The organism is Lysobacter sp. P5_B9 (genome assembly GCF_054049835.1).
On record NZ_JBFULP010000001.1, the window covers coordinates 702,749 to 728,948 of the forward strand.

Annotated in this window: 19 protein-coding genes and 1 tRNA gene; 7 read left to right on the forward strand and 13 right to left on the reverse strand. The window is 67.4% G+C overall.

Translation table 11 applies throughout. The features are described from left to right. Positions 1–19: 19 nt before the first annotated feature. A complete protein-coding gene (locus ACXJJ9_RS03330; RefSeq protein WP_056133187.1) occupies positions 20–223 on the forward strand; it encodes a cold-shock protein in 204 nt (67 codons plus the stop codon). Positions 224–367: 144 nt separating this feature from the next. Continuing rightward, positions 368–2,002, forward strand: coding sequence for an acyl-CoA dehydrogenase family protein (locus ACXJJ9_RS03335; protein WP_457095809.1), 1,635 nt, complete (start codon positions 368–370; stop codon positions 2,000–2,002). A gap of 38 nt (positions 2,003–2,040) precedes the next feature. Here ACXJJ9_RS03335 and ACXJJ9_RS03340 read toward each other — a convergent pair whose 3' ends face one another. The 4 genes from ACXJJ9_RS03340 to ACXJJ9_RS03355 form a co-directional block, all read right to left on the reverse strand. Continuing rightward, on the reverse strand, positions 2,041–3,798 hold the full coding sequence (locus ACXJJ9_RS03340; protein WP_457095810.1) for an ABC transporter transmembrane domain-containing protein: 1,758 nt from the start codon (positions 3,796–3,798) through the stop codon (positions 2,041–2,043). 95 nt (positions 3,799–3,893) lie between these two features. Beyond that, positions 3,894–4,478 (reverse strand): IMPACT family protein, encoded by a 585-nt coding sequence (locus tag ACXJJ9_RS03345; RefSeq protein WP_457095811.1) that lies wholly within the window; start codon positions 4,476–4,478, stop codon positions 3,894–3,896. Next, a complete protein-coding gene (locus tag ACXJJ9_RS03350) occupies positions 4,475–5,479 on the reverse strand; it encodes a hypothetical protein (protein ID WP_457095812.1) in 1,005 nt (334 codons plus the stop codon). The genes ACXJJ9_RS03345 and ACXJJ9_RS03350 overlap by 4 nt, the downstream gene beginning before the upstream one ends. Next, positions 5,476–6,030: an RNA polymerase sigma factor gene (locus ACXJJ9_RS03355; RefSeq protein ID WP_457095813.1), complete on the reverse strand. Its 555-nt coding sequence runs from the start codon at positions 6,028–6,030 to the stop codon at positions 5,476–5,478. The genes ACXJJ9_RS03350 and ACXJJ9_RS03355 overlap by 4 nt, the downstream gene beginning before the upstream one ends. Positions 6,031–6,270: 240 nt before the next feature. Between ACXJJ9_RS03355 and ACXJJ9_RS03360 the strand changes: the two genes are divergently transcribed. Then, positions 6,271–9,189 carry a bifunctional diguanylate cyclase/phosphodiesterase gene (locus tag ACXJJ9_RS03360; RefSeq protein WP_457095814.1) on the forward strand — a complete coding sequence of 973 codons (2,919 nt, stop codon included), beginning with the start codon at positions 6,271–6,273 and terminating at the stop codon, positions 9,187–9,189. Positions 9,190–9,260: 71 nt separating this feature from the next. On the opposite strand, the gene ACXJJ9_RS03365 is transcribed toward ACXJJ9_RS03360, so the two are convergent. The 3 genes from ACXJJ9_RS03365 to xseA all read right to left on the reverse strand — a co-directional run bounded on the left by ACXJJ9_RS03365 (position 9,261) and on the right by xseA (position 14,002). Then, a complete protein-coding gene (locus ACXJJ9_RS03365; RefSeq protein WP_457095815.1) occupies positions 9,261–11,072 on the reverse strand; it encodes a vWA domain-containing protein in 1,812 nt (603 codons plus the stop codon). Positions 11,073–11,160: 88 nt separating this feature from the next. Beyond that, on the reverse strand, positions 11,161–12,585 hold the full coding sequence (locus ACXJJ9_RS03370; RefSeq protein WP_457095816.1) for an aldehyde dehydrogenase family protein: 1,425 nt from the start codon (positions 12,583–12,585) through the stop codon (positions 11,161–11,163). A 76-nt stretch (positions 12,586–12,661) separates the two neighbouring features. Next, a complete protein-coding gene (gene xseA / locus ACXJJ9_RS03375) occupies positions 12,662–14,002 on the reverse strand; it encodes an exodeoxyribonuclease VII large subunit (protein ID WP_457095817.1) in 1,341 nt (446 codons plus the stop codon). An 87-nt stretch (positions 14,003–14,089) separates the two neighbouring features. Here xseA and ispG point away from each other — a divergent pair, with 87 nt between their 5' ends. Continuing rightward, the gene (ispG, locus tag ACXJJ9_RS03380) at positions 14,090–15,373 is read left to right on the forward strand and encodes a flavodoxin-dependent (E)-4-hydroxy-3-methylbut-2-enyl-diphosphate synthase (RefSeq protein WP_457095818.1); all 1,284 of its coding nucleotides are present in this window, start codon (positions 14,090–14,092) and stop codon (positions 15,371–15,373) included. Next, on the forward strand, positions 15,351–16,073 hold the full coding sequence (locus ACXJJ9_RS03385) for a phosphatase PAP2 family protein (RefSeq protein WP_457095819.1): 723 nt from the start codon (positions 15,351–15,353) through the stop codon (positions 16,071–16,073). Before ispG ends, ACXJJ9_RS03385 begins: the two co-directional genes overlap by 23 nt. A gap of 27 nt (positions 16,074–16,100) precedes the next feature. Here ACXJJ9_RS03385 and ACXJJ9_RS03390 read toward each other — a convergent pair whose 3' ends face one another. The 6 genes from ACXJJ9_RS03390 to ACXJJ9_RS03415 form a co-directional block, all read right to left on the reverse strand. After that, positions 16,101–16,967, reverse strand: a complete 867-nt coding sequence (locus ACXJJ9_RS03390) for a DMT family transporter (RefSeq protein ID WP_310053811.1) — start codon at positions 16,965–16,967, stop codon at positions 16,101–16,103. A 61-nt stretch (positions 16,968–17,028) separates the two neighbouring features. Then, positions 17,029–18,081, reverse strand: coding sequence for a UDP-N-acetylmuramate dehydrogenase (gene murB, locus ACXJJ9_RS03395; RefSeq protein WP_457095820.1), 1,053 nt, complete (start codon positions 18,079–18,081; stop codon positions 17,029–17,031). Positions 18,082–18,098: 17 nt separating this feature from the next. Continuing rightward, positions 18,099–19,154, reverse strand: coding sequence for a quinone-dependent dihydroorotate dehydrogenase (locus tag ACXJJ9_RS03400; RefSeq protein ID WP_457095821.1), 1,056 nt, complete (start codon positions 19,152–19,154; stop codon positions 18,099–18,101). Positions 19,155–19,157: 3 nt separating this feature from the next. Continuing rightward, the gene (gene amaB / locus ACXJJ9_RS03405; protein ID WP_457095822.1) at positions 19,158–20,690 is read right to left on the reverse strand and encodes an L-piperidine-6-carboxylate dehydrogenase; all 1,533 of its coding nucleotides are present in this window, start codon (positions 20,688–20,690) and stop codon (positions 19,158–19,160) included. Between the two features lie 88 nt (positions 20,691–20,778). Further along, a tRNA-Arg gene (locus tag ACXJJ9_RS03410) sits at positions 20,779–20,855 on the reverse strand. Positions 20,856–20,980: 125 nt separating this feature from the next. Next, entirely contained in the window at positions 20,981–23,209 is a 2,229-nt protein-coding gene (locus ACXJJ9_RS03415; RefSeq protein WP_457095823.1) for a M3 family metallopeptidase, read from the reverse strand. Positions 23,210–23,372: 163 nt separating this feature from the next. Here ACXJJ9_RS03415 and ACXJJ9_RS03420 point away from each other — a divergent pair, with 163 nt between their 5' ends. Together ACXJJ9_RS03420 and ACXJJ9_RS03425 are read left to right on the forward strand one after the other, a co-directional pair. Continuing rightward, complete coding sequence (locus ACXJJ9_RS03420) at positions 23,373–23,798, forward strand: CBS domain-containing protein (protein ID WP_457095824.1); 426 nt, start codon at positions 23,373–23,375, stop codon at positions 23,796–23,798. A gap of 300 nt (positions 23,799–24,098) precedes the next feature. After that, complete coding sequence (locus tag ACXJJ9_RS03425; protein ID WP_457095825.1) at positions 24,099–26,138, forward strand: amidohydrolase family protein; 2,040 nt, start codon at positions 24,099–24,101, stop codon at positions 26,136–26,138. Positions 26,139–26,200: the final 62 nt, after the last annotated feature.

Consider the following 26,200-nt stretch of genomic DNA (forward strand, 5'->3'; position numbering starts at 1 on the left):
AGCAGAGGTCAACAAGGACATGCAGTACGGTACCGTGAAGTGGTTCAACGACGCCAAGGGATTTGGCTTCATCTCACCCGAAGACGGCAGCGCCGATGTTTTCGTGCATTTTTCCGCCATCAATGCCAAGGGCTTCCGCAGCCTGCAGGAAGGCCAGCGCGTCAGCTACCAGCTGACCCAGGGCCCGAAGGGCGCGCAGGCGTCCGAAGTCGCACCGGTCTGATCAGGACCGGTGTCCGGGTCCACTCGGGCCGGGAACACGACTTTCCAGGCCCCGCTTCGGCGGGGCCTTTTCTTTGCGTCGAAGGTTGCGGCGCCGCGACCCTGTGCTGCGCTACATTCCAGACCTCCACCGGAGGAGAGGCTTGTGGCCGCATCGCCCTTCGACACCCACGACGTCGACAACCAGCCACCGGAATTCGCGGCCCGCGACCTGTGGGCCGATGACGCTGCCCTGCGCGAAGGCGTCGAACGCGAGGGCGCCGCGGTGTTCGCGGACCGGCTGCGTGCGTACGGCCAGTTGGCCGGTGGCGAACTGCTGCGGCTGAGCTTCGACGCGCACCGCGACCGCCCGCGCCTGCGTACCCACGACCGCTTCGGACATCGCCTCGACCTCGTTGAATTCCACCCCAATTACCACGCTGTCATGGCGGCGGCGATCGAGCACGGTGTCGCCGGCCTGTCGTGGCAGGGCGTGCAATCGGGCAGCCACGTTGCGCGCGCCGCCCTGAGTTACCTGCACGGACAGGTGGAACCCGGTACCAGTTGCCCGCTGACGATGACCCATGCGGCCGTGCCTGTGCTGCGGCGCGAGGCGGCATTGAAGGAGTGGGCCGACAAGGCCTGCGCGCCGCACTACGATCCGCGCGACGTACCCATCGCCAGCAAGCATGGCGTCACGCTCGGCATGGGCATGACCGAGAAACAGGGCGGCAGCGATGTGCGCGCCAACACGACGCGGGCCGTTCCGCTGCCAGGGACGGACGAATACACCCTGGTGGGGCACAAGTGGTTTTTCTCCGCGCCGATGTCGGACGGCTTCCTCGTCTTGGCGCAGGCGCCGGGCGGGCTCACCTGTTTCCTGATGCCGCGCTGGCGGCCGGATGGCGCCAGGAATGCTCTCCGGCTGATGCGATTGAAGGACAAGCTGGGTGACTGGTCCAACGCTTCGTCCGAGGTCGAATTCGACGGCGCATGTGCGCATCGCCTAGGCGGCGAGGGTCGCGGCATCGCGACCATCATCGAGATGGTGATGCTGACCCGGCTGGACTGCATGCTGGGTTCGTCCGCGCTGATGCGCATGGCGCTGGCCCAGGCCCTGCACCACGCGCGGCATCGCCGTGCCTTCGGCAAGCGCCTGGCCGAGCACGCACTGATGCAGAACGTGCTGGCCGACCTGGCGATCGAAGCCGAAGCGGCGCTGGCGCTATCGTTGCGCGTGGCGCGCGCGGTGGACCGTGCGCCCACGGACACGGGCGAAGCCGCCTTCGCCCGCATCGCGACCGCGATCGGCAAGTTCTGGATCTGCAAGCGCACGCCCGCGTTCGTCAACGAAGCCCAGGAATGCCTTGGCGGCGCGGGATATGTCGAGGAATCGCTGCTGCCACGGCTGTATCGGCAGGCTCCGCTCAACTCGATCTGGGAAGGCAGCGGCAACATCCAATGCCTGGACGTGCTGCGGGCATGCTCGCGGGAGCCCGAAACGCGCACGGCCCTCATGGATGAACTCGAAGCCGCCACCGGCATGCACGCGGCGCTCGACGTGCAGATCGCGTCCCTGCGCCACGCCCTGTCCGATCTGGCCGATGCCGAAGCCGGCGCACGCTTCCTCGTCGAGCGCGTGGCGTTGGCATTGCAGGCGTCCGTGTTGCTGCGCGCGGGCAGTCCGGTGGCCGACGCCTTCTGTCGCAGCCGGCTGGCCGGAAATCATGGCCTGGTGTTCGGTACGCTGCCGGGCGATGCCGGATTCAGTGCGCTGATGGCGCGTGCATTGCCCGACTGACGACGGCATCGGAGCACCGGGAGTGCTTCAGCCCGCGATCAGTCGAGGAACTGCAGTTTCGCCAGCTCCGCGTACAGGCCGCCTTGCGCGAGCAACTGTTCGTGGGTGCCTTCGGCGACGACGCGGCCGTGGTCCATCACGACGATGCGATCGGCCTTGAGCACGGTGGCGAGGCGGTGCGCGATCACGATGGTGGTACGGCCCTGCATCAGGGCTTCCAGCGCCTGCTGCACGGCGCGCTCGCTCTGCGCATCGAGTGCGCTGGTGGCTTCGTCCAGCAGCAGGATCGGTGCGTCCTTCAGCAGGGCCCGCGCGATTGCAATGCGCTGTTGCTGGCCACCGGACAAGCGCGCCCCGCGTTCGCCCAGCTCGGTGTCGAGCCCCTCTGGCAATGCATTGATGAAGTCGCTGGCGTGCGCATTGTGGACGGCCGTGTCGATCTGTGCGGCGTCGGCTTCGAGGCGGCCGTAGCGGATGTTGTCGCGCGCGCTGGTGGCGAAGATGGTCGGTTGCTGCGGCACCAGCGCGATGGCTTCGCGCAGGACGGCAGGATCGAGGGTGCGGATGTCGGTGTCGTCGACCCGCACCGTGCCCGAATCCGGATCGTGGAAGCGCAGCAGCAACGAGAACACCGTGCTCTTGCCGGCTCCCGACGGCCCCACCAGGGCGACGGTTTCGCCCGGCCGCACGCGCAGGTTGAAAGCGGTGAGCGCGGCGTGTTCGGGCCGCTGCGGATAGTGGAAGGTGACGTGGTCGAAGGTGAGCTCGCCGTGCACCGGCGATGGCAGGGTGTTCGGCGATTGGGGCGCGGTGATCGCGGGCACTTCCTGCAGCAGTTCGCTGATGCGTCCCATGCCGGCCGCGGCGCGCTGCATCTCGTTCCAGACTTCCGCCAGCGCACCGATCGAGCCGCCACCGATCACGGCATAGAACACGAATTGCAGGAGCACGCCGGCCTTCATGCGGCCGGCCACGACGTCATGCGCACCCAGCCACAGGACGAATGTGATCGCACCGAACACCAGCGTGATGGCTACTGCCGTGACGATGGCCTGGGCACCGATGCGCTTGCGTGCGGTGTTGACCGCGGTCTTGAGGGCCGTGCTGAAGCGGCCGCGTTCGTACGGCTCGCGCGCATGCGCCTGCACAGTGCGCACGGCGCCGAGCGTTTCCGAGGCGAGCGCATTGGCGTCGGCGATGCGGTCCTGGCTCGCACGGGAAATCTTGCGCAGGCGGCGACCGCCGACCACGATCGGCAGGACCGTCAGCGGGATGCCTATCAGGGCCCATGCCGCCAATAGCGGACTGGTCACGAACAGCATCACGATGGAACCGATCACCGTGACGACGCTGCGCAGTGCCACCGACATGGTCGAACCCACGGTGCTGCGCAGCAGTTCGGCGTCGGCGGTCAGGCGTGAGACCAGTTCACCGCTGCGGTTGCGGTCGTGGAATCCGGCATCCAGCGACAGCAGGTGCGAATACAGGCTCGCGCGCAGGTCGGCGACGACACGTTCGCCCAGTAACGAGACAAAGAAAAATCGCGCTGCCGTCGCAAAGGCCAGCACGAGCGCGACCGAGAACAGCAGCAGGAAAGCGCGATCGATAGCCGCACCGCCACCGCTGGCGAAACCCTGGTCGATCATCACCCGGGATGCGGCGGGCAGGGCCAGGGTGGCGGCGCTGGAGCAGGCCAGCGCAACCAGCCATGCCACGAACAGTCCGGAGTGGCGCCGCACGAACGGCCACAGGCCGCGCAGGCTGCCAACAGGGGCTTTGATCACGGGATCGGGCATGGAGGTGTCTGCTCGGGGCGGATGGGCGCTGCGCACAACGTCAGGGCAAGGCCCGAGGCGTCAGTGTGCCGGCAAGGGTGGTCAGGAGCGAAACTTCAGGCGGAACCGAATCGCACCCGGTTCCGGGTGGCGTCCCGCAACTGGATTTTCAAGGCGTCGATGCGATCAGCCGGAAGGCGCAGGCGCAAGCTGGCGCCTTCGGCAAGGAAATTCTCAGCCAGTTTTTCGGCACCGAATTGCCCCAACGCCGCGTGCACCGCGCCCGTCACCTCGAAGGGGTAGGTGATCGCCAGCTCGCAATAGGCAATCAGAGCCTGTCGCGATGCGAGCCGCAGGCATTCGGCCGCCGAGCCACCATAGGCGCGGACCAGTCCGCCCGCGCCCAGCTTGATGCCGCCGTACCAGCGCGTCACGACCGCCATGACCTGGTCGTAACCCTGGCCCTCGATCGCGGCGAGGATCGGCCTCCCCGCGGTTCCCGCCGGTTCGCCGTCATCGCTGAAGCGGTACTGCGGGCCGATCCGGTAGGCCCAGCAGTTGTGCGTCGCGGCCGGATCGGCGACTTCGGCGAGGAAGGCCAGTGCGGCATCCGGGGTGGCCACCGGCGCGGCGTGGACGATGAAGCGGCTGTGCTTCACCTCCAGCGTGTGCATCGCCCGTGCCGCGAGCGTGTCGCTCATCGCCTGGTTTCGGCCAGCAGCGCGCGCAGATCGTCGGGCAGGTGGACACGGGGATATTCGCGCTGGAACAGGCGCAGGCTGGCGCGCGCGTTGTCGGTGTCGCCGTCATCGCGGCGCGCGCGGATGCGTTCGAGCCATTCCGCCGCGGCGAGGCGTGAGTCGTCGCTGACGGGAATCGCTGCCCATTCGACGTCCCCGTTCTGCTTGATGCGCGACCCGGTGACTTCGACGCGGTCCAGTGTCTGGGGTTCTTCATCCGCGGCAGCGGCGACTGGTGCGGGTGGCGCTGCCGCAGCGGCGGGGGCGACGTTTGCTGCCTGTTCGCGCCGCGTATAAGTGGCGCGAGTCTTCCGCTCGACCGCGGGCGCCGGGGCTGCAGGCGGTTCCGCGACGAAACCGGACTCGGCGGCAGCGCGGGCAACGCGGTCGGCTTCGCGATTTTCCTTTGCGGATGCCATGGCCTGGGCGGCAGCGGATGCGGACGCTTCTTCAGCCGCTGCAGCATCAGCTGCTGCAGCGGACGCCGCGACGGCTTTGGCGGTGTCCTCGTGGGGCTGCGGGGCGGATTCCAGTGTTGCCGGTGCCGCGGGCCGTGACCGTCGCGGGGCGGCGCCCGCAAGCGGTTGCTCGGCGGGCGCCGCCTTGGCGCTTGGGGCCGACGCGGTGGCGGCGGGTTCGGCAACCAGGATCACTTCCTCTTCGCCAGCATCGCCCTGTGCGGTGACGCCGCTGTACTGCGGTCGCAGCTGCCATACCAGGCCGAGCGCCAGTACCGCTGCGGCGGCCACGCCCATGCCGGTGACCAGCGCCGGCGGCATGCCGAGCCACGCCAGATGGCGGCGACCGCGCGTACGCGTGGCCGCGGCGGCGTGCGCGGCCGCAAGGATCTTCGCGTCCAGCGCAGGCGGCGGCCCCTCCAGCGGACCGGTGCGCGCGAGCCGCGCGGCGAGGTCTCTTTCCTCGGCGTCCAGCGGTTCGTGGTGGTCGGGGACGGTGGTCATTCGTTCAATCTCTGGCGCAGCTTGTCCATGGCGTAGCGAAGCCGCGACTTCACGGTTTCCCTGCCGACGCCGGTGATGGCGCCGATTTCATCCAGGCTCAATTCCTGTTCGAGCCGCAGGACCAGCACCTCGCGCTGCTCGTCCGGCAGTTCCTCCATCGCCAGTTGCAGGCGGCGGCGCTGTTCGAATTCGGACAGTTCGCGCTCGGGCGTGGTCGGGTCGGGCACCCGCGCGGCGCGCTCGTCGGAGTCTTCCGGCGCCGGGGGGCGGTGCTTGGCCGCCCGCCAATGATCGTTGAGGCGGTTGTGGGCGATCCTGAACAGCCAGGTAGCGAAGGCGGCATCCGGCTTCCAGCCGGCCCGTGCGGCGATCACACGCTGCCACACGTCCTGGAAGAACTCGTCCGCCAGCGCCTGGTTGCGCACCTGGCGCAGCAGGAAGCGGTAGAGCGGGCCGCGATGGCGCGCATACAGGATCTCGAACGCCGCCGTGTCGCCGCCCACCCAGGCCAGCATCAACAGGTCGTCATTGGCGTCCGCGCCGGGATTCATCGCGGTCAGGTTACGGGCTGGCGCGGATGGCGTGAAGCGGGTGGCCAACGTCGCCTGCCGGGGCAAGGGGCCCAGGGCGGGGATATCTGCTGGGGGATTTGGGGTTGAAGGGATCAGCGGCGGTGCGAGGGCAAGCTCCATGTCAGGAATAACGCCCGGGACCGATGGCCGGGGTTGCACTTCCAGTGGTGCCTGCTGGGGTTATGCTGCGTACGTTGTCAGGGGATGGCCGGGGGGCTAGTGCAGCGATTGCGGGCGACGAAGGTCAAGCCGGCGGAACCAGCGGAGTGCGGCGACGCACAGGCGTTGGCGGGCGTGCTCCAGCAGGGGCTCCCCGCGGGTTCGCAGGTGCTGGTGCGCTGGCGCGACGGCGCAGGCGCCCTGAGCCTTTCCGTGTCCGGGGACGTGCCGGCGCGACTGCACGACGCCGCCGACCAGCTGATGGCCACGGGGCATACACATGAGGATGCCCAGACCCTCGCCCAGTTGTGGGAGGGTGAGGGCTCCCTGCGCGCGGCGATCATGGCCCACATTCCCGAGACCACGCCGCAGTCCGTCCGGCGCGGATGGCTGGCGATGGCGACGATGCTGGTCGCCGCGCAGCTATCCGCCACCGAGGCGCAGGCGCGCGCCGAACTGCTGGAGAAATCCGAGCGCCTGCAGCAGGCGCTGTACGAAATTGCCGACCTGGCGGGCTCGGATCTCGAGATGGCGGACATGCTGCGCCGGGTCCACGCGATCGTCGCCGGCCTGATGTATGCGGAAAATTTCTACATCGTGCTGTACGACGATGTCCGCGACTCGATTCGCTTCCTCTATTTCGCCGACCGGCAGGATCCTTACGTCGCCGATCCGTCGCTCGAAATCCCCGCCATCGACATGCCCAACAGCCTGACCCTGGCGCTGTTGCGGCATGGCGAAGCCTTGCGCGGTCCCTCCGACGTGGTGCGCGAGCAGTTCGGTGTTGCCCGCGACGCCGTCCATGGCCCCGATGCGGACGACTGGCTCGGCGTGCCGATGCGTCGCGCCGATCGCGTCAGCGGTGCGATCGTGGTGCAGAGTTACGACCGTCCCGATCTCTACCGGGATGAAGAGCGCGCACTGCTGAGCTACGTCGCGCAACACATCCTGACAGCGCTGGATCGCCGCCAGGCTCGTGACGACCTGGAGCGGCGCGTCGAGGATCGCACGCGCGCATTGCAGCACAGCAATCGCGACCTGCAGGCGGAGATCGTCGAGCGCCAGCGCGGCGAGCGCCTGCAGCGCGCGCTGTTCCGCATCGCGGAGCTTTCGATCACCTCGGAAACACTGGAACGCTTCTATGCGCAGGTCCACGACGTGGTCGGCGAGCTGCTGTATGCGCGCAATTTCTACATCGCGCTGGTTGCCGAAGGCGGCGAGCTGATCGAGTTCCCGTATTCGATCGACGAGCGCGATGCCGTGCGACAGACGCGCCAGTTCGCCACCGGCCTGACTGAATACGTCATTCGCGAAGGCCATGCGCTGCTCGCCGATCGTCCGCTGATCGAGGAGCTGCAGCGCGCGGGCAAGGTGCGCACGCTGGGCACGCTGTCGCATTGCTGGCTGGGCGTGCCCCTGTTCCGCGACGACGTCGTGGTCGGCGTGATCGCGGTGCAGAGCTATTCGCCGGCGATCAGCTTCACCAACCGCGACCAGGAACTGCTGACCTTCGTCGCGCACCACATCGGCATCGGCCTCATGCGCAAGCAGGCGCAGGACCGGCTGATGGTCGCCCACGGCGAGCTCGAACAGCGCGTTACCTCGCGCACCCGCGAGCTGGCCGAGGCCAACACCGAACTCCTTTCGCAGATCGGCGAACGCCTGCGCGCCGAACAGCAGCTCACCTACCAGGCGCGCCACGACGCACTGACCGGGCTGCCCAATCGCAGCCAGTTGCTGGAGCGCCTGGCCGCCGCGATCGCGCGTGCGCAGGCGGAGTCGGCGCAGGGACATTCCCCGGCACGGCACTTCGCGGTGCTGTTCCTCGATCTCGACCGCTTCAAGCTGGTCAATGACAGCGTCGGCCACTCCGCGGGTGACGAGCTGCTGATCGAAGCTGGCCGCCGCATCGTCGCGACGGTACGCGGCGGCGATACCGTCGCGCGCCTGGGTGGCGATGAATTCGCCATCCTCATCAACGACATCGATCACCTGCAGGTGGCGGAGGACCTCGCCCGCCGCGTGCTGGTCGCGCTGGGCGAACCGTGCTGGGTGGCGGGGCGCGAAGTATTCCCTTCGGCCAGCGTCGGCATTGCCGCCTGGCATGCGCGTTACCAGAACGGCGCCGAACTGCTGCGCGACGCCGACGCCGCCATGTACCGGGCCAAGGCCAATGGCCGCAACAGCTGTGCGGTGTTCGACGAGGTCATGCGCGAGGAAGCCATGCGCATCCTCGACCTCGAGGCCGACCTGCGCCGGGCGATCAACAGCGACGACTTCGTCGCCTACTACCAGCCGATCGTGCGCCTGAGCGACCGTCGCGTGATCGGCCACGAGGCCCTGCTGCGCTGGCGCCACGAGCGGCGCGGCCTGCTGGCGCCGGGCGAGTTCATCGGGCTCGGCGAGGACAGCGGCCTGATCGAGGAGGTCGACTGGCTGATGTATGCGCAGGTGGCCAAGCGGCTCGCTCGCGAGGATTTCGGCTACATCTCGGTCAATGTCTCACCGCGGCATTTCCTGTCGCCGGACTTCGCCGATCGCCTGCTGCGCCTGCTCGACGAAGCCGGCGCCAACCCGCACCGCCTGCGCATCGAGATCACCGAGGGCGCGCTGCTGGACGACACGGCGAGGGCGCTGCGCATGCTGCGCACGCTGCGCAGCAATGGCGTGCTGGTGCAGCTGGACGACTTCGGCACCGGCTTCTCGGCGTTGTCGTACCTGCACCGCTTCCCGCTGGAATGCCTGAAGATCGACCGCAGTTTCGTGGCCGGCCTCGTGGGCGACACGCGGCCTGAAAGCATGGCCGTGGTGCGCGCCATCCAGGCGCTCGCCGGTTCGCTCGGCATCCATACGATCGCCGAAGGCGTGGAAAGCGAAGCGCAGCGCATCATCCTGCGTGAACTCGGCTGCCAGCATGGACAGGGATACCTGTTCGGCCATCCGACAGAGCAGTTGTTGCCGATGGCGTCGTTGCGCTGACCGGCACACGTAGCGGCTCCATGCGAAAACGGCTCCGGCGGTGACCGGAGCCGTTTCGTTTTTGGGGAGGACTATTCGCTTACCTGCACGGCGACTCCGTCCGCAGACGTCAGCTTGCCCGCCTGTTCGACCAGTTCGACGAATTCCTTGCGCTGACCCCAGGGGTCGCTTCCGAGCGAGCGCTTCGCCATCGTGGCAATGTCATTCCAGCTCCATTGTCCTATCTGCTTGCCGCCACGCAGCGCATCGGCGAAGGCAGCAACCGCGGTGGCGAAGCGCAGCGACTCGCTCGGCGTGGCCGCCAGCTGTGAACGCAGGATCGGGGTCTGGATCAGGCGGCTGGTGTCCTCGCCTGGGCGCTTGTAGCGGAGCCGCAGGTGGGCGAGTTCCTTCGCGTCGCCTGCGTTGGCAGCCTTGTCCCCCTGGCCGTAGCGCAGCGGCGGCAGGCGGTCCGCGCCGGAGCCTGCCGGCGTGATCTCGTACAGCGCCGTCACTTCATGCCCGGCGCCGATGTCGCCGGCATCGACCTTGTCGTTGGCGAAGTCCTCGCGGTTGAGGATACGGTTCTCGTAGCCGATCAACCGGTACTCGGCCGCCACCGCCGGATTGAACTCGATCTGGATCTTCACGTCCTTGGCGATCGTCAACAGGGTGGAACCCATTTCCTGCACGAGCACCTTGCGTGCTTCCATCGGCGTGTCGATGTAGGCATGGTTGCCATCGCCGACGTCCGCCAGCTTCTCCGCCAGTTCATCGTTGTAGTTGCCCTGGCCGAAGCCGAGCGTGGTCAGGGCAATGCCGCTCTTGCGCTGATCCGCGACCAGGGTCTCCAGCGCGTTGTCGTCGACCGTGCCCACGTTGAAGTCGCCGTCGGTAGCGAGGATGACGCGATTGACGCCGCCCTTGATGTAGGCCTGTTTCGCCATCGAATATGCGAGGCGGATGCCGTCGCCACCGTTGGTGCTGCCGCCGGCTTCGAGCCGATCCAGCGCCCCGAGGATGTCGTCGCGGCGTGCGCCCGAGGTCGGAGGCAGTACGAGGCCGGCCGACCCGGCGTACACGACCATCGACACGCGGTCCTGCGGCCGCAATTGCTTCACCAGCTGGCGCAACGCGTCCTTCACCAGCGGCAGCTTGTCGGGATCCTGCATCGAGCCCGAGGTGTCGATGAGGAACACCAGGTTGGCCGGCGGAATCTCCGCCTTCGGTACGTCATAGCCCTTGATGCCGATCATCAGCAGCTGGCGCTTGCTGTTCCATGGGGCCGGTGCGAGTTCGGTGGTGACCCGGAACGGAATTTCACGCGATGCGGGCGCCGGGTGGTTGTAGTCGAAGTAGTTGACGAATTCCTCCGCGCGCACCGCGTCCGTGGGCGGGCGGACGCCTTCGGTCAGCATGCGTCGCACGTTGCTGTAGCTGCCGGTGTCGACGTCGATGGAGAAGGTGGAAACCGGTTCCTCGGACGTGCGGTGCACCGGGTTGTCGTCGTTGTGCGCGTACTTCTCGGTGTTGGCCGGCTGCATCGGCGACACCATCGGCTGCAGCGCCATGACGGCGGCTGGTGCCACCTGGTTTGCCTGCACCCGCGAACCGGTGACGCTGATGCGATCCAGCGATTTCGCTGCGGGCGGCGGTGGCGCAGGGGGCGGCGCCATGGCGGCCTTGCGTTCGGCTTCGCGGGTGGTGCGCTCGCGGCGGTACTGCGCCGCGCCATCTGCTGCTTCTGCAGCGGCGTCCGCGGCGATTGCCGCCGGTTCCGCCGCTGCCGCGGCGTCGGCCTCTTCGGCATTGCCCAGGCTGGGGCGGGTGGTGCTGCATGCGCCCAGGGCCAGGGCGAAGCCAAGGGCCAGGGTCAAGCGGTGCGGCTGGGGCGAACGTTGCATGGTGCGTCTCCACGGCTGGGTTGCCGATGGAAACGCATGGCTTTCGTGGACGGGGTTAGCCCCCGGAGAAAAAAATCGCCGGGAGGGTTCAGCGGATCACCAGCAGGCGCTGCTCGGTCATGTCCTCGATCGCATAGCGCACGCCTTCGCGGCCGAGGCCCGAATGCTTCACGCCGCCATAGGGCATGTTGTCGACGCGGAAGCTCGGCACGTCGCCGACGATGACGCCGCCGACTTCCAGGCGATCCCAGGCCCGCATCGCATGCGCCAGGTTGCCGGTGAACACGCCGGCCTGCAGGCCGAAGTCGCTGTCGTTGACGCGATCGAGCCCGTCGTCGAAGTCATCGAAGGGCTCGATCATCGCGACCGGACCGAAGGCCTCCTTGCGATACAGCTCGCTGTCGTGCGGGACTTTTTCCAGCAATGCGGCCGGCAGCATGTTGCGCTTGCGCGGGCCACCGGCGAGGACCTTGGCGCCACCGTTGCGCGCGGCGGCGATCCAGCTTTCCACGCGCTGCGCTGCCTCGTCGTTGACCATCGGGCCGATGAACGTTTTCTCGTCGTGGGGGTCGCCCATGGGCAGCCGGGTGACGGCCGCCTTCAGCTTGCGCCGCAGCTTCTCGTAGATGGCCGCATGCGCGTAGATCCGCTGCACGCTGATGCAGCTCTGCCCGGATTGGTAGTAAGCGCCGAAGACCAGGCGTTCGACCACGTGATCGAGTGGCGCGCCCGGATCGGCGTCGATGATGCAGGCCGCATTGCCGCCCAGTTCGAGCGTGACCTTCTTGCGGCCAGCACGCGCCCTGAGGTCCCAGCCGACCAGGCCACCGGTGAAGCTCAGCAGGGCGATGCGTTCGTCCTCGACCAGGGCCGCGGCGTTGTCCGTGGTGCAGACGACGATCGAGAAGGCCCCTTTGGGCAGGTGGGTCTCGGCGAGGATCTCACCGATGATCAGCGCGCCGACCGGGGTCTTGTCCGCGGGCTTGAGCACGAAGGGGCAGCCGGCCGCGATCGCCGGCGCGACCTTGTGCGCGACCAGGTTGAGCGGGAAGTTGAACGGCGTGATGAAGCTGCACACGCCGATCGGCACCCGCTTCACCATGCCGCGATAGCCGCGTGCGCGTGGCGAGATCTGCAGTTCCAGCAGTTCGCCATGGCTGCGCGTGGCTTCGTTGGCGGCGATGCGGAAGGTGTCGATCAGGCGGGTGACCTCGCCGCGCGCGTCCCGTATCGGTTTGCCGGCTTCGATGCACAGTGCCTGCGCCAGCTCCTCGAAGCGTTCGTTGAAGCGGCGGACGCAATGCTCCAGCACGTCGCGACGGGCATCCGGAGGGAACGCCGCCATCGCTTCGCGTGCCTTGTACGCAGCGACTATCGCCTTGCGCACGGTGGCCGCATCCACGAGGGCCACGCGCGTGGCGCGCTTGCCGGTGTATTTGTCGAGGACGTCCAGTTCCTGCTTCGCACTCACCGGCTGGTTGGCGAGGTAGTTGGGATAGTGCTTGGCGAGCATGGGATCCTCCTTGTCCCGCGAAGCCTAAACCATGTCCCCGGGACGGCTCGTTATGCGCGCGTTGGCATGGTCGACGCTACGTCGTCTTCACTACCTGCAGCGGCAGCGTGCCATCGGCCAGGCGTGCATCGAGGCGATCGCCCGGCGCGGCATCGAGCACGCTGCGCACGACGCGGCCGTCGGGATGGCGGAGGATCGTGTAGCCGCGCGCCACGGTGGCGAGCGGACTCACGGCTTCCAGCGAGCGGGCGAGTCCGCGAAGCCGCAGCATCTCGTTGCCAAGGCGGCGCACGATCGCGGCCTGCGGTCGCGACGACACCGCCGCCAGTCGTTCGCGCAAGCGCACGATGCGCCGCTGCGGATGGGCGGCACGCAGCACGGCATCCGCGTGGCGCACGCGGGCGCGCTCGCGTTCGAGCCGTCGCTGCCACGCGGCCGCGAGGCGGCGCAGTGCTTCCTCCTGGCGCCGGCTGAGCGCGTCGAGGCGCGCCCGCGGTCGCAATGCATTGAGGCGCAGGGCGGCGCGGTCCGCACGCTGCATGGCGGCGCGCAATCGCTGCGCCTGCAGGTTGTGGAGGCGGGCGTCGAGCGCGCGCATGCGGCGGGCAAGGTCGTCGCGGCTGGGTACCAGCAGCTCCGCCGCCACCGACGGTGTCGGCGCGCGCAGGTCCGCGGCGAAGTCGGAGAGGCTGAAGTCGGTCTCGTGGCCGACCGCGGAGACGACGGGTATGGGTGCCGCGGCAATGGCGCGTGCGAGGCGTTCGTCGTTGAACGACCACAGGTCCTCGAGCGAGCCACCGCCGCGCGTGAGAAGCAGCACGTCGTAGCGGCCCGAGGCCGCGGCGCGTTGCAACATGGATACGAGTTGCGCGGCAGCGGCGGCGCCCTGCACCTGCACCGGCAGCACTTCGGCTTCCACCAGTGGAAACCGCCGCGCCAGCACGCTGAGCACGTCGCGCACGGCGGCACCGCTCGGCGACGTGATCACGCCGATGCGGCGTGCGAAGTGGGGCAGGGGGCGTTTGCGATCGCTATCGAACAGGCCTTCGGCGGCCAGCTTCGCCTTCATTTCCTCGAACGCGCGGCGCAGCGCGCCTTCGCCGGCTTCCTCCATGTGGTCGAGCACCAGTTGGTACTCGCCGCGGGCCTCGTACAGCGTCAGCCGGCCGCGCGCGAGGACATGCACGCCCTCGCGCGGAACGAACTTCAGCCACGAGCTCTTCGGCTTGAACATCGCGCAGCGGACCTGCGCGCGTTCATCCTTCAGCACGAAATACAGGTGGCCGGAAGAGGGCCGCGAGACGTTACCGAGCTCGCCCTCGACCCAGATCAGCGGGAAGCTGCCTTCCAGCAGGTCGCGCGCCAGGGTGTTGAGCTGGGACGGGGTGAGGACGTTGCTGGCGTCGTCGAGGTTCATGAATCAGGTCAACAAACGGCCGAAAAGCGGGCCGCCCACCGTACCGCAGCCCGGGCGCCGGGTCACGCCGACGCTACAATGGCGGGCATGAATTCCGCCTTCGACCTCACCCCAGCCACGCCGCCCTGCGCGGGCATGAGTTTCGGCCCCCAGCCGCGCCGCAATACGCGCGCCGTCACCGTCGGTGGCGTCCAGGTGGGTGGCAACGCGCCGGTCGTGGTGCAGTCGATGACCAACACCGACACCGCCGACGTCGCCTCGACCACCAGGCAGGTCGCCGAACTGTGGCGCGCGGGCTCCGAGCTCGTGCGCATCACCGTCAACACGCCCGAGGCCGCCGCCGCCGTGCCGCGCATCGTCGACAAGCTGGCGATGATGGGGTTGAGCGTGCCGATCATTGGCGACTTCCACTACAACGGCCACCAGCTGCTGAGCGGCGAGCCGGCCTGCGCCGAGGCGCTGGCCAAGTACCGCATCAATCCGGGCAACGTCGGCTTCGGCAAGAAGAAGGACACGCAGTTCGCCACGCTGATCGAGTTCGCGATCAAATATGGCAAGCCGGTACGCATCGGTGCCAACTGGGGTTCGCTCGACCAGGCCCTGGCCACGCAGCTGATGGACGAGAACCACAAGCTCGCCGAACCCAAGGAGGCCGCCGAAGTGCTGCGCGAGGCGCTGATCCGCTCCGCACTGGATTCGGCAGCCCGAGCGGTCGAAATCGGCTTGCCGGCGGAGCGCATCGTGCTCAGCGCGAAAGTCAGCGGCGTGCAGGAACTGATCGCGGTCTATCGCGAACTCGCGCGCCGCAGCGACTTCGCCCTGCACCTGGGCCTGACCGAGGCCGGCATCGGCAGCAAGGGCATCGTCGCCTCGAGCGCGGCACTGGGCGTCCTGCTGCAGGAAGGCATCGGCGACACCATCCGGATCTCGCTGACGCCCGAACCTGGCCAGTCGCGTACCACCGAAGTGATCGTGGCGCAGGAACTGTTGCAGACGATGGGCCTGCGCGCGTTCACGCCGATGGTTACCGCGTGCCCCGGTTGCGGCCGTACCACCAGCACCTTCTTCCAGGAACTGGCGCAGCGGGTGCAGGAGCATGTGCGCGCGAAGATGCCGGAGTGGAAGATCACCCATCCCGGCGCGGAAAACCTCACTCTTGCGGTAATGGGCTGCGTCGTGAACGGCCCGGGTGAATCGCGCCACGCCAACATCGGCATTTCCCTGCCGGGCACGGGCGAGGCGCCGTCGGCGCCGGTGTTCGAGGATGGCGAGAAGACGGTGACGCTGCGCGGCGAGAACATCGCCCAGGACTTCGTGGGGCTGATCGACCGGTACGTGGAACGGCGTTATGGTTCCGCCGGCCCCGGCTGAGCCCGCGGCACGGACAATCAAGCAGGACGCGCGCTTCGGCGTGGCGTTCCTGCGCCGGTACTGGCTGCGCCTGCTGTTGCTGTTCATCGGCGTACTCCTGCCCTTGTTGGGGTTCGCCGGGCTGGTCGAGGAACTGCACGAAGGCGAGGCCTTCTTCTTCGACGCTCCCATCCTGCATTTCGCCCACGGCATGGCCAACGCCGGCCTGGATCGGGTGTTCCTTCTGTCTTCCGCGCTGGGTTACCAATGGGGCGTGGTGCCCGCGGATGTGGTGCTGGTGCTGGTCCTCGCGATCAGGGGACGGGCACGCGAAGGCCTGTTTGCCGGCCTGGCGCTCGGCGGCTCGGCCCTGCTGAACGTGGCGACGAAGCAGCTGTTCGCGCGGGAACGGCCGTTGCTGTGGGAGTCGATCGCGCCCGAGGGCACCTACAGTTTTCCCAGTGGCCATGCGATGGGCTCGATGACCCTGGCGTGGGTCTGCGTGCTGCTGGCGTGGCGCACTCCGTGGCGCTTGCCGGTCACGGCGCTGGCAATGGGTTTCACGCTGCTGGTGGGGCTGTCGCGCATCTATCTCGGCGTGCATTACCCCTCGGACATCCTCGCCGGCTGGGCAGCGGCTTCGGTATGGGCGGTGTCCTGCTTCCTTGTCGTGTTCCAGCACGCCCGTCATCCGTGGGATGCGCCAGCCGGCCCGGGTTAGGGCCCGGTCGTCGCGGTGCTCAGGTGCTCATTCCGCCGGTTTTGCGGCTTCCACCGGCGCCGTGGTCGCGTGCTGCCGCGACAGTTTCGCCTCGCGGTGGGCGATGTAGGCATTCGCACAGAAGATGATCGCCGCGCCCAGTATCGTCCAGTGATCGATGCCTTCGTCGAAGAACAGGTAGCCCGCGAACGCCACCACCGGTAGCTGCATGAAACTGATCGGCGTCAGCGCGGAGACATCGCCAAGGCGCAATGCCCGCGTCCACAGCAGCTGGCCGCCGGTGCCGAACACCCCGATCAGTGCCAGCCAGGCCCACTCGATGCCATGCGGCCAGGTCCATGCGAAGACGGCAGGGATCAGCGACAGCGGCACCCAGAACACGTAGGTATAGAAGACGATTGTGTCGGCGGGGTCCACGCGCGAAAGCTGCTTGATCTGGATCGCGACGATCGCGCTCAGCACCGCGGCGAGCACCGCGATCAGCGAGCCGTGCGAGAAACCACTGGTGCCCGGACGCACGATCACGAGCACACCAATGAAGCCGATGATCACCGCTGCCCAGCGCCGCTTGCGCACGGTCTCGCCCAACCAGATCACCGCGGCGATGGTGACGAACAGCGGTGTCGAATACGACAGCGCGATCGCCTGCGACAAGGGCAGGTGGCCGATGGCCCAGAAGGCGCACAGCATCGAGCCGATCCCGATCGTGCTGCGCAGCAGGTAACGCGGCAGTTGCCGCGTACGCAGCGAGGCACCGCCGTGCAGCAGTACCGGCAGCAGCGCCAGCAGCCCGAAGGCATTGCGGAAGAAGGCGATCTCGTAGGTCGACAACGTGCGCGAGGCGAAACGTATGGTGATCGCCATCAGGCCGAAGAACAGCGTGCTGACGAGCATCAGGCCCGCGGCGCGGAGGAAACGATGTTGCGGCGTTGCCGTTGCAGTCACCACCGCGCCGTCACCAGGCCGCGCCGATGACGCGCGGTTCCGGCTCCAGGACCACGCCAAAGCGCCTACGCACCGAATCGGCAATGCGTCGCGCAAGCGTCAGCAATTGTGCGCCGGTCGCCTGGCCATGGTTGACCAGCACCAGTGCGTGGGTGGCGGCCACCCCCGCATCGCCGTCGCGATGCCCCTTCCAGCCGCACTGGTCGATCAGCCATGCGGCGGACAGCTTCCGGGTGCTGTCGTCGTTGCCGCGGAACACCGGCAGTGCGTCGTGATCGGCCTTCAGCGCATCGGCCTGCGCCACGGCCACGATCGGATTCTTGAAGAAGCTGCCCGCGTTGCCGATCACGGCGGGGTCGGGCAGCTTGCGGCGGCGGATCGCGATGACCGCGTCCGCGACATGCCGGGGCAGCGGGGAAGCGACGCCCATGCTGTCGAGTTCCTCGCGGATGCCCGCGTAGTCGAGTTTCAGCGCCGGTACCCGCGACAGGGCGAATTCGACGGCGGTGACGATGTAGCGATCGGGCTGCTGCTTGAACAGGCTGTCGCGATAGGAAAAACGGCATCCGGGCGCGTCGAAGCGCTGCACCAGGCCCGTTGCCGGCTCGAAGGCTTCCACCGCGTGGATGAACTCGCGCACTTCCGCGCCGTAGGCGCCGATATTCTGGATCGGAGCGGCGCCGACGGTGCCGGGAATCAGCGCGAGGTTTTCCAGCCCGGCAAAACCGTGGCGCAACGTGCGCATCACGAAGTCGTGCCATTCCACGCCGGCATCGGCGCGCACGATGGTGCGCACGCCGGCTTCGGTGGGGACATCGTCGACATGGCTCACGCGCTTGCCGGTCAGGGCCAGCACCACGCCTTCCGGATTGCCTGCGAACAACAGGTTGCTGCCGCCGCCGAGCACCAGCGACAACCGTTCGCCGAATTCGCGATCGGCGAGCAGGGCGGGCAGGGCAGCCGAATCGGCGACTTCCACCAGCACCGGCGCGGTCGCTGCGACGCCGAAGGTATTGCGGGATTGCAGCGGCGCGTCGCGGGCGATGCGGATGTAATCGGTCATGGAGTGTGCGGTTGCTCTCAGACTTCCGGCGGCAGGTTGCCGCGGCTGGGCGCTTCCTTGCGGCGACGCATCGCTTCGACGCATTCGTACACGAGTTTCGGGCCCTGGTAGACCAGGCCGGTGTACAGCTGCACCAGCGACGCCCCCGCGGCCTGCTTGGTCGCGGCATCGGCACCGCTCATGATGCCGCCCACGCCGATCAGGTCGATCGACTCGGGCAGGCGCGTGCGCATCATGCGCAGCACCGTGGTGGCCGGGCCCATCAGCGGCTGCCCCGAAAGACCGCCGGTTTCATTCGCATGCGGTGCACCCTCGACCAGGAGGCGCTGGACGGTGGTGTTGGTGGCGATCACGCCATCGACCTCGAGGTCGGTGAGCACGCGCGCTGCGGCGTCGACGTCGCTTTCGCTCAGGTCGGGCGCGACCTTCACCAGCATCGGCACGCATTTGCCATGCTTGGCCTGCAGGCGTTCCTGTTCCTCGCGCAGCGTGCCGATCAGGCGCCGCAGCGCCTGTTCTTCCTGCAACTCACGCAGGCCGGCGGTATTGGGCGAGGAGATGTTGATGGTGACGTAGTCGGCAAGCGGAAACACCCGCGACAGGCAGTACATGTAGTCGCCCGCGGCCGCCTCGTTGGGGGTGTCCTTGTTCTTGCCGATGTTGATGCCGAGCAGGCCGCGGCATTCGGCGCGTTCGACGTTGCGCACCAGCGCTTCGATGCCGTCGTTGTTGAAGCCGAGGCGGTTGATCACCGCGCGATGCCCCGGCAGGCGGAACATGCGCGGCTTGGGATTGCCCGCCTGCGGCTTGGGCGTGACCGTACCGATCTCGACGAAGCCGAAGCCCAGCGACATCAGCGCATCGATGTGCGCGCCGTTCTTGTCGAGGCCGGCGGCCAGGCCGACCGGATTCGGGAAGGTCAGTCCGAAGGCCTTGGTCGGCAGCGGTTCGGGCTTGCGCGCCAGCAGCGGGTTGAGCCCGCTGCGGTAGGCAGCTTCCATGGCCGACAGGCCAAGGCCATGTGCGGTCTCGGCATCAAGACCGAACAGGAAGGGGCGCGCGAGTCCGTACATGGGTTACAGATCGAACTTGATGCCCTGCGCCAGCGGCAGCGCATCGGAGTAGTTGATCGTGTTGGTCTGGCGACGCATATAGGCCTTCCACGCATCCGAGCCGGATTCCCGGCCACCGCCGGTTTCCTTCTCGCCGCCGAAGGCGCCGCCGATTTCCGCACCGCTGGTGCCGATGTTGACGTTGGCGATGCCGCAATCCGAGCCCGACGCGGCCAGGAAAGCTTCGGCGGCCTTGAGGTTCTGGGTGAAGATCGACGACGACAGGCCCTGCGGCACGGCGTTCTGCTTGTCGATGGCCTCGTCGATCGTCTTGAACTTCATCACGTAGAGGATCGGCGCAAAGGTCTCGTGCTGGACGATCTGGGCGTCGTTGGTGAGGCCGGTGACGATCGTCGGCAGGACGAAGTTGCCCTTGCCCTCGATCGCGGCGCCGCCGGTTTCGATCTTGCCGCCCGCGGCCTTGGCCTTCTCGATCGCATCGAGGTAGGCGTCGACGCCGTCCTTGCTGTTGAGCGGGCCCATCAGGTTGGCCGGGTCGGTCGGGTCGCCGATCTTCTTCTCGACCTGCTTGTAGGCGGCGACCAGCTTGGCGAGCACGTCGTCATGGATCGACTCGTGCACGAACAGGCGGCGCGTGGTGGTGCAGCGCTGGCCGGCGGTGCCGACCGCGCCGAACGCGATGGCCGGAATCGCCAGCTTCAGGTCGGCGCTCTGGTCGACGATGATCGCGTTGTTGCCGCCGAGTTCCAGCAGCGAACGGCCCATGCGCTGGGCGACGCGCTCGCCGACCATGCGGCCGACCTTGGTCGAACCGGTGAAGCTGATCAGCGGGATGCGGCGGTCGTCGACGAACTGCTGCGCGAGGTCGCTGCCGGCGTCGTTGAACAGGAAGAAGATGTCGGGGAAGCCGCCCTTCTTCAGCGCTTCGTTGCAGATCTTCATCGCCGCGATGGCCGAGAGCGGCGTCTTCGGCGAGGGCTTCCACACGGTGATGTCACCGCAGATGGCGGCGACGAACGAGTTCCATGCCCACACCGCGACCGGGAAGTTGAAGGCGGAGATCACGCCGACGATCCCAATCGGGTGCCACTGCTCGTACATGCGGTGGCCCGGGCGCTCGGAGTGCATGGTCAGGCCGTAGAGCTGGCGCGACAGGCCGACGGCGAATTCGCCGATGTCGATCATTTCCTGCACTTCGCCGTCGCCTTCCGGCTTCGACTTGCCCATCTCCAGCGCGACCAGCGAGCCCAGCGCGTCCTTGTTCGTCCGCAGCGCGTCGGCGCACAGGCGGATGGCTTCGCCGCGGCGCGGGGCCGGGGTGGTGCGCCAGACTTTGAAGACGGCCTGGGCGCGCTCGACGATCGTGTCGTAGTCGGCCCTGGAGGAGGCCTGCACGCGGCCAAGCACCTCGCCCGTGGTCGGGTTGACCGGTTCGATGACGCCCGCGTCCTTCGTGGCCGACCACTGGCCGCTGCCGAGGTAGGTGCCGGATTCGTTGTCGGTCAGGCCGAGGGCGGTCAGGACGGGGTGGGTCATTGATGCAGCTCCAGGAGGGGGAAACCAAAGCATTTGGGAGTCCGCACATGGATGTGCGGGTTGCGCACACGGACGTGCGATCCATGAATGGCGGCCCCGACACGATTCGAACGTGCGACCTGTCCCTTAGGAGGGGACCGCTCTATCCAGCTGAGCTACGGGGCCGTAAGGCGCGGAATTATCGCAGAGAACCGGGCGTGGCCGTACCCCGGCGACTGGTACCGCGCTGTCCGGAAACGCAGAACGCCCGGATTTCTCCGGGCGTCCTGTCGATTTTCCACTGGCAGGGATTACTTCGAACCCTTGCTGCCCTTATTGCCCTTGCCGCCCTTGTCGGCCTTCGTCGCCGGCTGGGTGTCGTCGGCCGCCGGCGTGGCGACCAGGCCACGGCGCACCAGCAGCGGCTCGATGTACGGATCGCGGCCGGTGAAGTCATGGAACAGCGCCAGCGCGTCCTTGCTGCCGCCACGCGAGAGCAGGGTGTCGCGGAAGTGGTCGCCGTTGGCGCGGGTCAGGCCGCCGTTCTGCTTCATCCATTCCACGCTGTCGGCGTCGAGCACTTCCGACCAGATGTAGGCGTAGTAGCCGGCTGCGTAGCCGCCCATGATGTGGCTGAAGTACGGCGTGCGGTAACGCGGCGGCACCGGCGCGAAATCGAGGCCGTCCTTCTTCAGGGCCTCGGCTTCGAAGCCCATCACGCCGTCGGCGGCGGGAACCTCGTTGGCCGTCTTCACCTGGTGCCAGCGCTGGTCGAGCATCGCCGCGCCGAGGTATTCGGTCGTGGTGAAGCCCTGGTTGAACTTGGCGCTCGCCAGCACCTTGTCCAGCAGTTCCTTCGGCATCGGCGCGCCGGTCTGGTAGTGCTTGGCGTAGTTGGCCAGCACTTCCGGCCAGTCGGCCCACATCTCGTTGACCTGCGACGGGTATTCGACGAAGTCGCGCGGAACGCTGGTGCCCGAGAAGTACGGGTACTTCACGTTCGAGAACATGCCGTGCAGCGCATGGCCGAACTCATGGAACATCGTGGTCACTTCATCCCACGTCAGCAGGGTCGGCTGGCCGGCCGGCGGCTTGGGGATGTTGAGGTGGTTGGCGACCACCGGCAGGAAGCCGGTCATTGCGGACTGGTCGATGTACGAGTTCATCCACGCGCCGCCCTGCTTGGACGGACGGGCGTACATGTCGGAGATGAAGATCGCCAGCTGCTTGCCGTCCTTGTCGAAGACGTCGAACACGCGCACGTCGTCGTGGTAGACCGGCAGGTCCTTGCGCTCCTTGAAGGTCAGGCCGTACAGCTTGCCCGCGGCGTAGAAGACGCCGTCCTGCTGCACGCGGTCGAGTTCGAGGTAGGGCTTGAGCTGCGATTCGTCGAAGTTGTACTTGGCCTGGCGCACCTTCTCGGCGTAGTAGGCCCAGTCCCACGACTGCAGCTGGAACTTGCCGCCTTCCTTGTCGATGATGGCCTGCATGTCGGCCGCTTCCTTGCGCGCGTTGGCGACGGCGGCCGGGGCGAGCTTGCCGAGCATGGCGTTGACCGCTTCCGGGTTCTTCGCGGTTTCGTTTTCCAGCGCGTAGGCGGCGTAGGTCGGATAACCCAGCATCTGCGCGCGCTCGGTGCGCAGCTTCACGACCTTCGACACGATCTCGCGGTTGTCGTACTTGTTGCCGCGTTCGTTGCGGATGAGCGAGGCTTCCTGCAGCTTCTGGCGCAGGGCGCGGTTCTGCAGGTAGGTTTCCTGCGGCTGCTGGCTGAAGTTCATCAGCGGCAGCACGTACTTACCTTCGAGCTTGCGGGCCTTGGCGGCTTCGACGGCAGCGGCGATCTGGTCGTCGGGCAGGCCGGCGAGGTCTGCCTTGTTGTCGACCACCACGGCGAGGTCGTTCTTTTCGTTCAGCACGTTCTGGCCGAACTGCGTGCCCAGCAAGGCGAGCTCGCCGTTGATCTGCTTCAGGCGTGCCTGCTGCTCGGCGGTGAGGTTGGCGCCGGCGCGGACGAAGTCGGTGTAGTACTTCTCGACCAGGCGCACGCCTTCGGCGTCGAGGCCGAGCGTCGCGCGGCTGTCGTACAGCGCCTTGACGCGCGCGAACAGCTTCGGGTTGAGGTAGATCGCGTCGCGGTGCGCGGCGAACTTCGGCGAGTAGTCGGCATCGAGCTTGTCGCGCGTGTCATTGGTGTCGGCGCCGACGAGGTTGCCGAACACGGTCGCCGCGCGGGTCAGGATACGGCCCGACTTCTCCATCGCGATGATCGTGTTGTCGAAGGTCGGCTTCGCCTTGCTATTGGCGATCGCATCGATTTCCTTCTTCTGGTCGGCCATGCCGCGATCGAAGGCCGGCGCGAAGTCGCTGTCCTTGATCTTGTCGAACTGCGGGTAGTGCAGCGGCAGCGGGCTTTCGCTGAAGAAGGGATTGGCCTGTTCGTTCACGGCGCTGGGTGCTGGTTTGGAGTTGTGGGCAAGGGCCGGGGCGGCTGCCGAGGCCAGGGCGATGGCGACGGCCAGCGCGAGACGGTGCTTCATCGGGTGGGTCTCAGTGGAAGTGGAGCGGGAGCCGGAGGGTAACCGATGGGGCATCGGCGACGCCCATGACAAAAGGCAGGGGCGGCGGGCTGTTCATGGCCCTGTCACGCCGTGAAAACCGGGCCGCTTCCATGCTGGCGTCCCACGCCCGAGGAGATATGCCATGACCGTCGTGTCCGTGATGACACCCAATCCGGCCTGCTGCACGCCCACCACGCCGTTGCGTGACGTGGCCCGGATGATGCGCGACCACGATTGTGGGCAGATCCCCGTGGTGGACGCGTCACAGCGGCCCATCGGCGTGGTCACCGATCGCGACATCGCGATGCGCGTGGTCGCCGAGGGACGCGACAGCAACGGCGCCACCGCCGCCGATGCGATGACCATGCCGGTGCGTACAGTCAGCACCGATACCAGCCTTGCCGATTGCGTCCACCTGATGGAAGCCGACCAGATCCGCCGCGTGCCGGTGGTCGATGCCAGCGGGAAGCTCGTCGGCATCGTCGCGATCGCCGACCTGGCCCTTGCCGGCAAACCGAAGGCCACGGCGGAAGTGGTGAGGGAAGTATCGGCACCGATGCGGCATTGAAGTGTCGGCAAGGGCGGGCCATGGCCCGCCCGCATTCGCGCGCGACGCGCGCCGTGTAAGCCGTGTAAGTGTGAGTCGCCCGGCGTTCCATCGGGAGCAATGGCGGGTACGATCCGACGCGGGGCGCAGGTTGCAGCCTGGCGTGGCGTGACACGCCAGGCAGGGTGGCCGGGGGATTTCCATGGTTCGCCAGCCGACATGGCGTGAAGCTGTGTCGCGTCCCAACTTATGGCCTGGGCATGCGTGCCGTTTTGCGGCGATGCTGCGGGCTCCACTCGACCCTGACAAGGAATACCGGGAATGAAACGTGCACTGGTCCTGTCCCTGGCGATGATCCTCGCCAGTCCCGCATATGCCGCCGAAACGCTGCGCTACGTCGCCCTCGTCGATAACGGCAAGGAAGCCGGCCACCAGGTCGTGACCACCGGCGACGATGGCGTGACCCACGTCGACTACATTTTCAAGGACAACGGCCGCGGTCCCGAGCTGAAGGAGGAATACCAACTCGCGGCGGATGGTACGTTCACCCGCTACCACGTGACCGGCACCACCACGTTCGGCGCGCCGGTGGATGAATCGTTCGGACGCGACGGCAACAAGACGTGGTGGAAGTCGACCTCCGACAAGGGCGAGCTGGACGTCGCCGGCACCGCGTTGTATTCGCCGCTGGGCGGAACTCCGGCCGGGTTCTCGGTCGCCTTCGCCGCACTGGCCAAGCGTCCCGATGGCAAGCTGCCGCTGATTCCCAGCGGCACGCTGAGCACGCGCAAGGTCGCCGAGGCCGAAGTCACCAACGGCAGCCAGACGCGCAAGGTGGACCTGCTGGCGATCACCGGCGTCGGCTTGCAACCGACCTTTGCCTGGGCGACCCAGGGCGAGCCGTCACAAGGAGAGTCGCCGCGCCTGTTCGCCTTCATCTTCCCCGGTTTCGTGCAGCTGATCGAGGACGGCTGGGCGGGCAACGCCGCCGCGCTCGAGACCCGGCAGAAGCAGGCGGAAGCCGAAACGCTGCTGGCCTTCCAGCAGCGCCTGGCGCATCCGCTCAAGGGCTCGACCCTCATCCGCAACGCGCGCGTCTTCGACAGCGAACACGCCACGCTCGGTGCAGCTTCCGATGTGCTGGTACGCGACGGCCGCATCGTTTCCGTCGGCAAGGCTGGCAAGGGCAAGGCCGACAACGTCATCGATGCCGGCGGGCGCGTGCTGCTGCCAGGCATGTTCGACATGCATGGCCACCTGGGCCGCTGGGACGGCGGCCTGAACATCGCCACCGGCGTCACCACCGTGCGCGACATGGGCAACGACAACGCCACGCTGCAGCAGATCATCGCCGAGGAGAAGGCGGGAACCCTGCTGGCCACGCACATCGTCCCGGCCGGCTTCATCGAAGGCGAGAGCGAGATGTCGGCGCGCAACGGCTTCGTGATCAAGAACCTCGACGAGGCCAAGAAGGCCGTCGACTGGTACGCCGCGCACGGCTACCCGCAGATCAAGATCTACAACTCCTTCCCGAAGGACATCCTGCGCGAGACCGCGGCGTACGCGCACAGCAAGGGCATGCGCGTCAGCGGACACATTCCCGCGTTCCTGCGCGCCCAGGATGCGGTGGACCAGGGCTACGACGAAATCCAGCACATCAACCAGGTGATGCTGAACTTCCTCGTCGACGACAAGACCGATACGCGCACGCTGCAGCGCTTCTACCTGCCGGCCGAGAAGGTCGCCGACCTGGATTTCGACAGCAAGCCGGTGCAGGACTTCATCGCGACGCTCGCGAAGAAGCAGATCGCGATCGACCCGACCCTGTCGACATTCGAGTTCATCCGGCAGCGTGCGGGTGAGGTGGCGGAAAGCTATGCACCGGTCGCCGACCACATGCCGCCGGACATCCAGCGTGGCCTGAAGGTCGCCGAGATGAAGATCCCGGACGAGGCCACCGCGGCGCGCTACAACAAGTCGTACCTGAAGATGGTCGAGTTCGTCGGCCGCATGTACAAGGCGGGCGTGCCGATCGTGGCCGGCACCGACAGCATCCCCGGCTTCACCGTGCAGAGCGAACTGGAGTGGTACGTGCGGGCCGGCATGACGCCGGCGCAGGTGCTGCAGATCGCGACCTGGAACGGGGCCAAGTATTCGCGGACCCTCAACGACCGCGGTTCGATCACGCCTGGCAAGTTGTCGGACCTGGTGCTGGTCGACGGCGACCCCACCCGGAACATTTCCGACATCCGCAAGGTGGCGCTGGTCCTGAAGGGGGATACCGCCTACTACCCCAGCGAGATCTTCGATGCGATGGGTATCAGGCCGTTCGCCCAGCCGGTGAAGGCCGCCGCACCTTGAACCTTGGGGTGACGCCCGGGCTTCCGGGCGTCACAGTGCCATGGCGTACGGAGGGCTTAACC

Excerpts from the sequence above, each read along its gene's own strand:
- ACXJJ9_RS03330 (WP_056133187.1), top strand. The coding sequence starts at position 20 with ATGCAGTACGGTACCGTGAAGTGGTTCAACGACGCCAAGGGATTTGGC.
- ACXJJ9_RS03340 (WP_457095810.1), bottom strand. The coding sequence starts at position 3,798 with ATGCCCGATCCCGTGATCAAAGCCCCTGTTGGCAGCCTGCGCGGCCTG.
- ACXJJ9_RS03345 (WP_457095811.1), bottom strand. The coding sequence starts at position 4,478 with ATGAGCGACACGCTCGCGGCACGGGCGATGCACACGCTGGAGGTGAAG.
- ACXJJ9_RS03350 (WP_457095812.1), bottom strand. The coding sequence starts at position 5,479 with ATGACCACCGTCCCCGACCACCACGAACCGCTGGACGCCGAGGAAAGA.
- ACXJJ9_RS03355 (WP_457095813.1), bottom strand. The coding sequence starts at position 6,030 with ATGAATCCCGGCGCGGACGCCAATGACGACCTGTTGATGCTGGCCTGG.
- ACXJJ9_RS03365 (WP_457095815.1), bottom strand. The coding sequence starts at position 11,072 with ATGCAACGTTCGCCCCAGCCGCACCGCTTGACCCTGGCCCTTGGCTTC.
- ACXJJ9_RS03370 (WP_457095816.1), bottom strand. The coding sequence starts at position 12,585 with ATGCTCGCCAAGCACTATCCCAACTACCTCGCCAACCAGCCGGTGAGT.
- xseA (WP_457095817.1), bottom strand. The coding sequence starts at position 14,002 with ATGAACCTCGACGACGCCAGCAACGTCCTCACCCCGTCCCAGCTCAAC.
- ispG (WP_457095818.1), top strand. The coding sequence starts at position 14,090 with ATGAATTCCGCCTTCGACCTCACCCCAGCCACGCCGCCCTGCGCGGGC.
- ACXJJ9_RS03385 (WP_457095819.1), top strand. The coding sequence starts at position 15,351 with ATGGTTCCGCCGGCCCCGGCTGAGCCCGCGGCACGGACAATCAAGCAG.
- ACXJJ9_RS03390 (WP_310053811.1), bottom strand. The coding sequence starts at position 16,967 with ATGCTCGTCAGCACGCTGTTCTTCGGCCTGATGGCGATCACCATACGT.
- murB (WP_457095820.1), bottom strand. The coding sequence starts at position 18,081 with ATGACCGATTACATCCGCATCGCCCGCGACGCGCCGCTGCAATCCCGC.
- ACXJJ9_RS03400 (WP_457095821.1), bottom strand. The coding sequence starts at position 19,154 with ATGTACGGACTCGCGCGCCCCTTCCTGTTCGGTCTTGATGCCGAGACC.
- amaB (WP_457095822.1), bottom strand. The coding sequence starts at position 20,690 with ATGACCCACCCCGTCCTGACCGCCCTCGGCCTGACCGACAACGAATCC.
- ACXJJ9_RS03415 (WP_457095823.1), bottom strand. The coding sequence starts at position 23,209 with ATGAAGCACCGTCTCGCGCTGGCCGTCGCCATCGCCCTGGCCTCGGCA.
- ACXJJ9_RS03420 (WP_457095824.1), top strand. The coding sequence starts at position 23,373 with ATGACCGTCGTGTCCGTGATGACACCCAATCCGGCCTGCTGCACGCCC.
- ACXJJ9_RS03425 (WP_457095825.1), top strand. The coding sequence starts at position 24,099 with ATGAAACGTGCACTGGTCCTGTCCCTGGCGATGATCCTCGCCAGTCCC.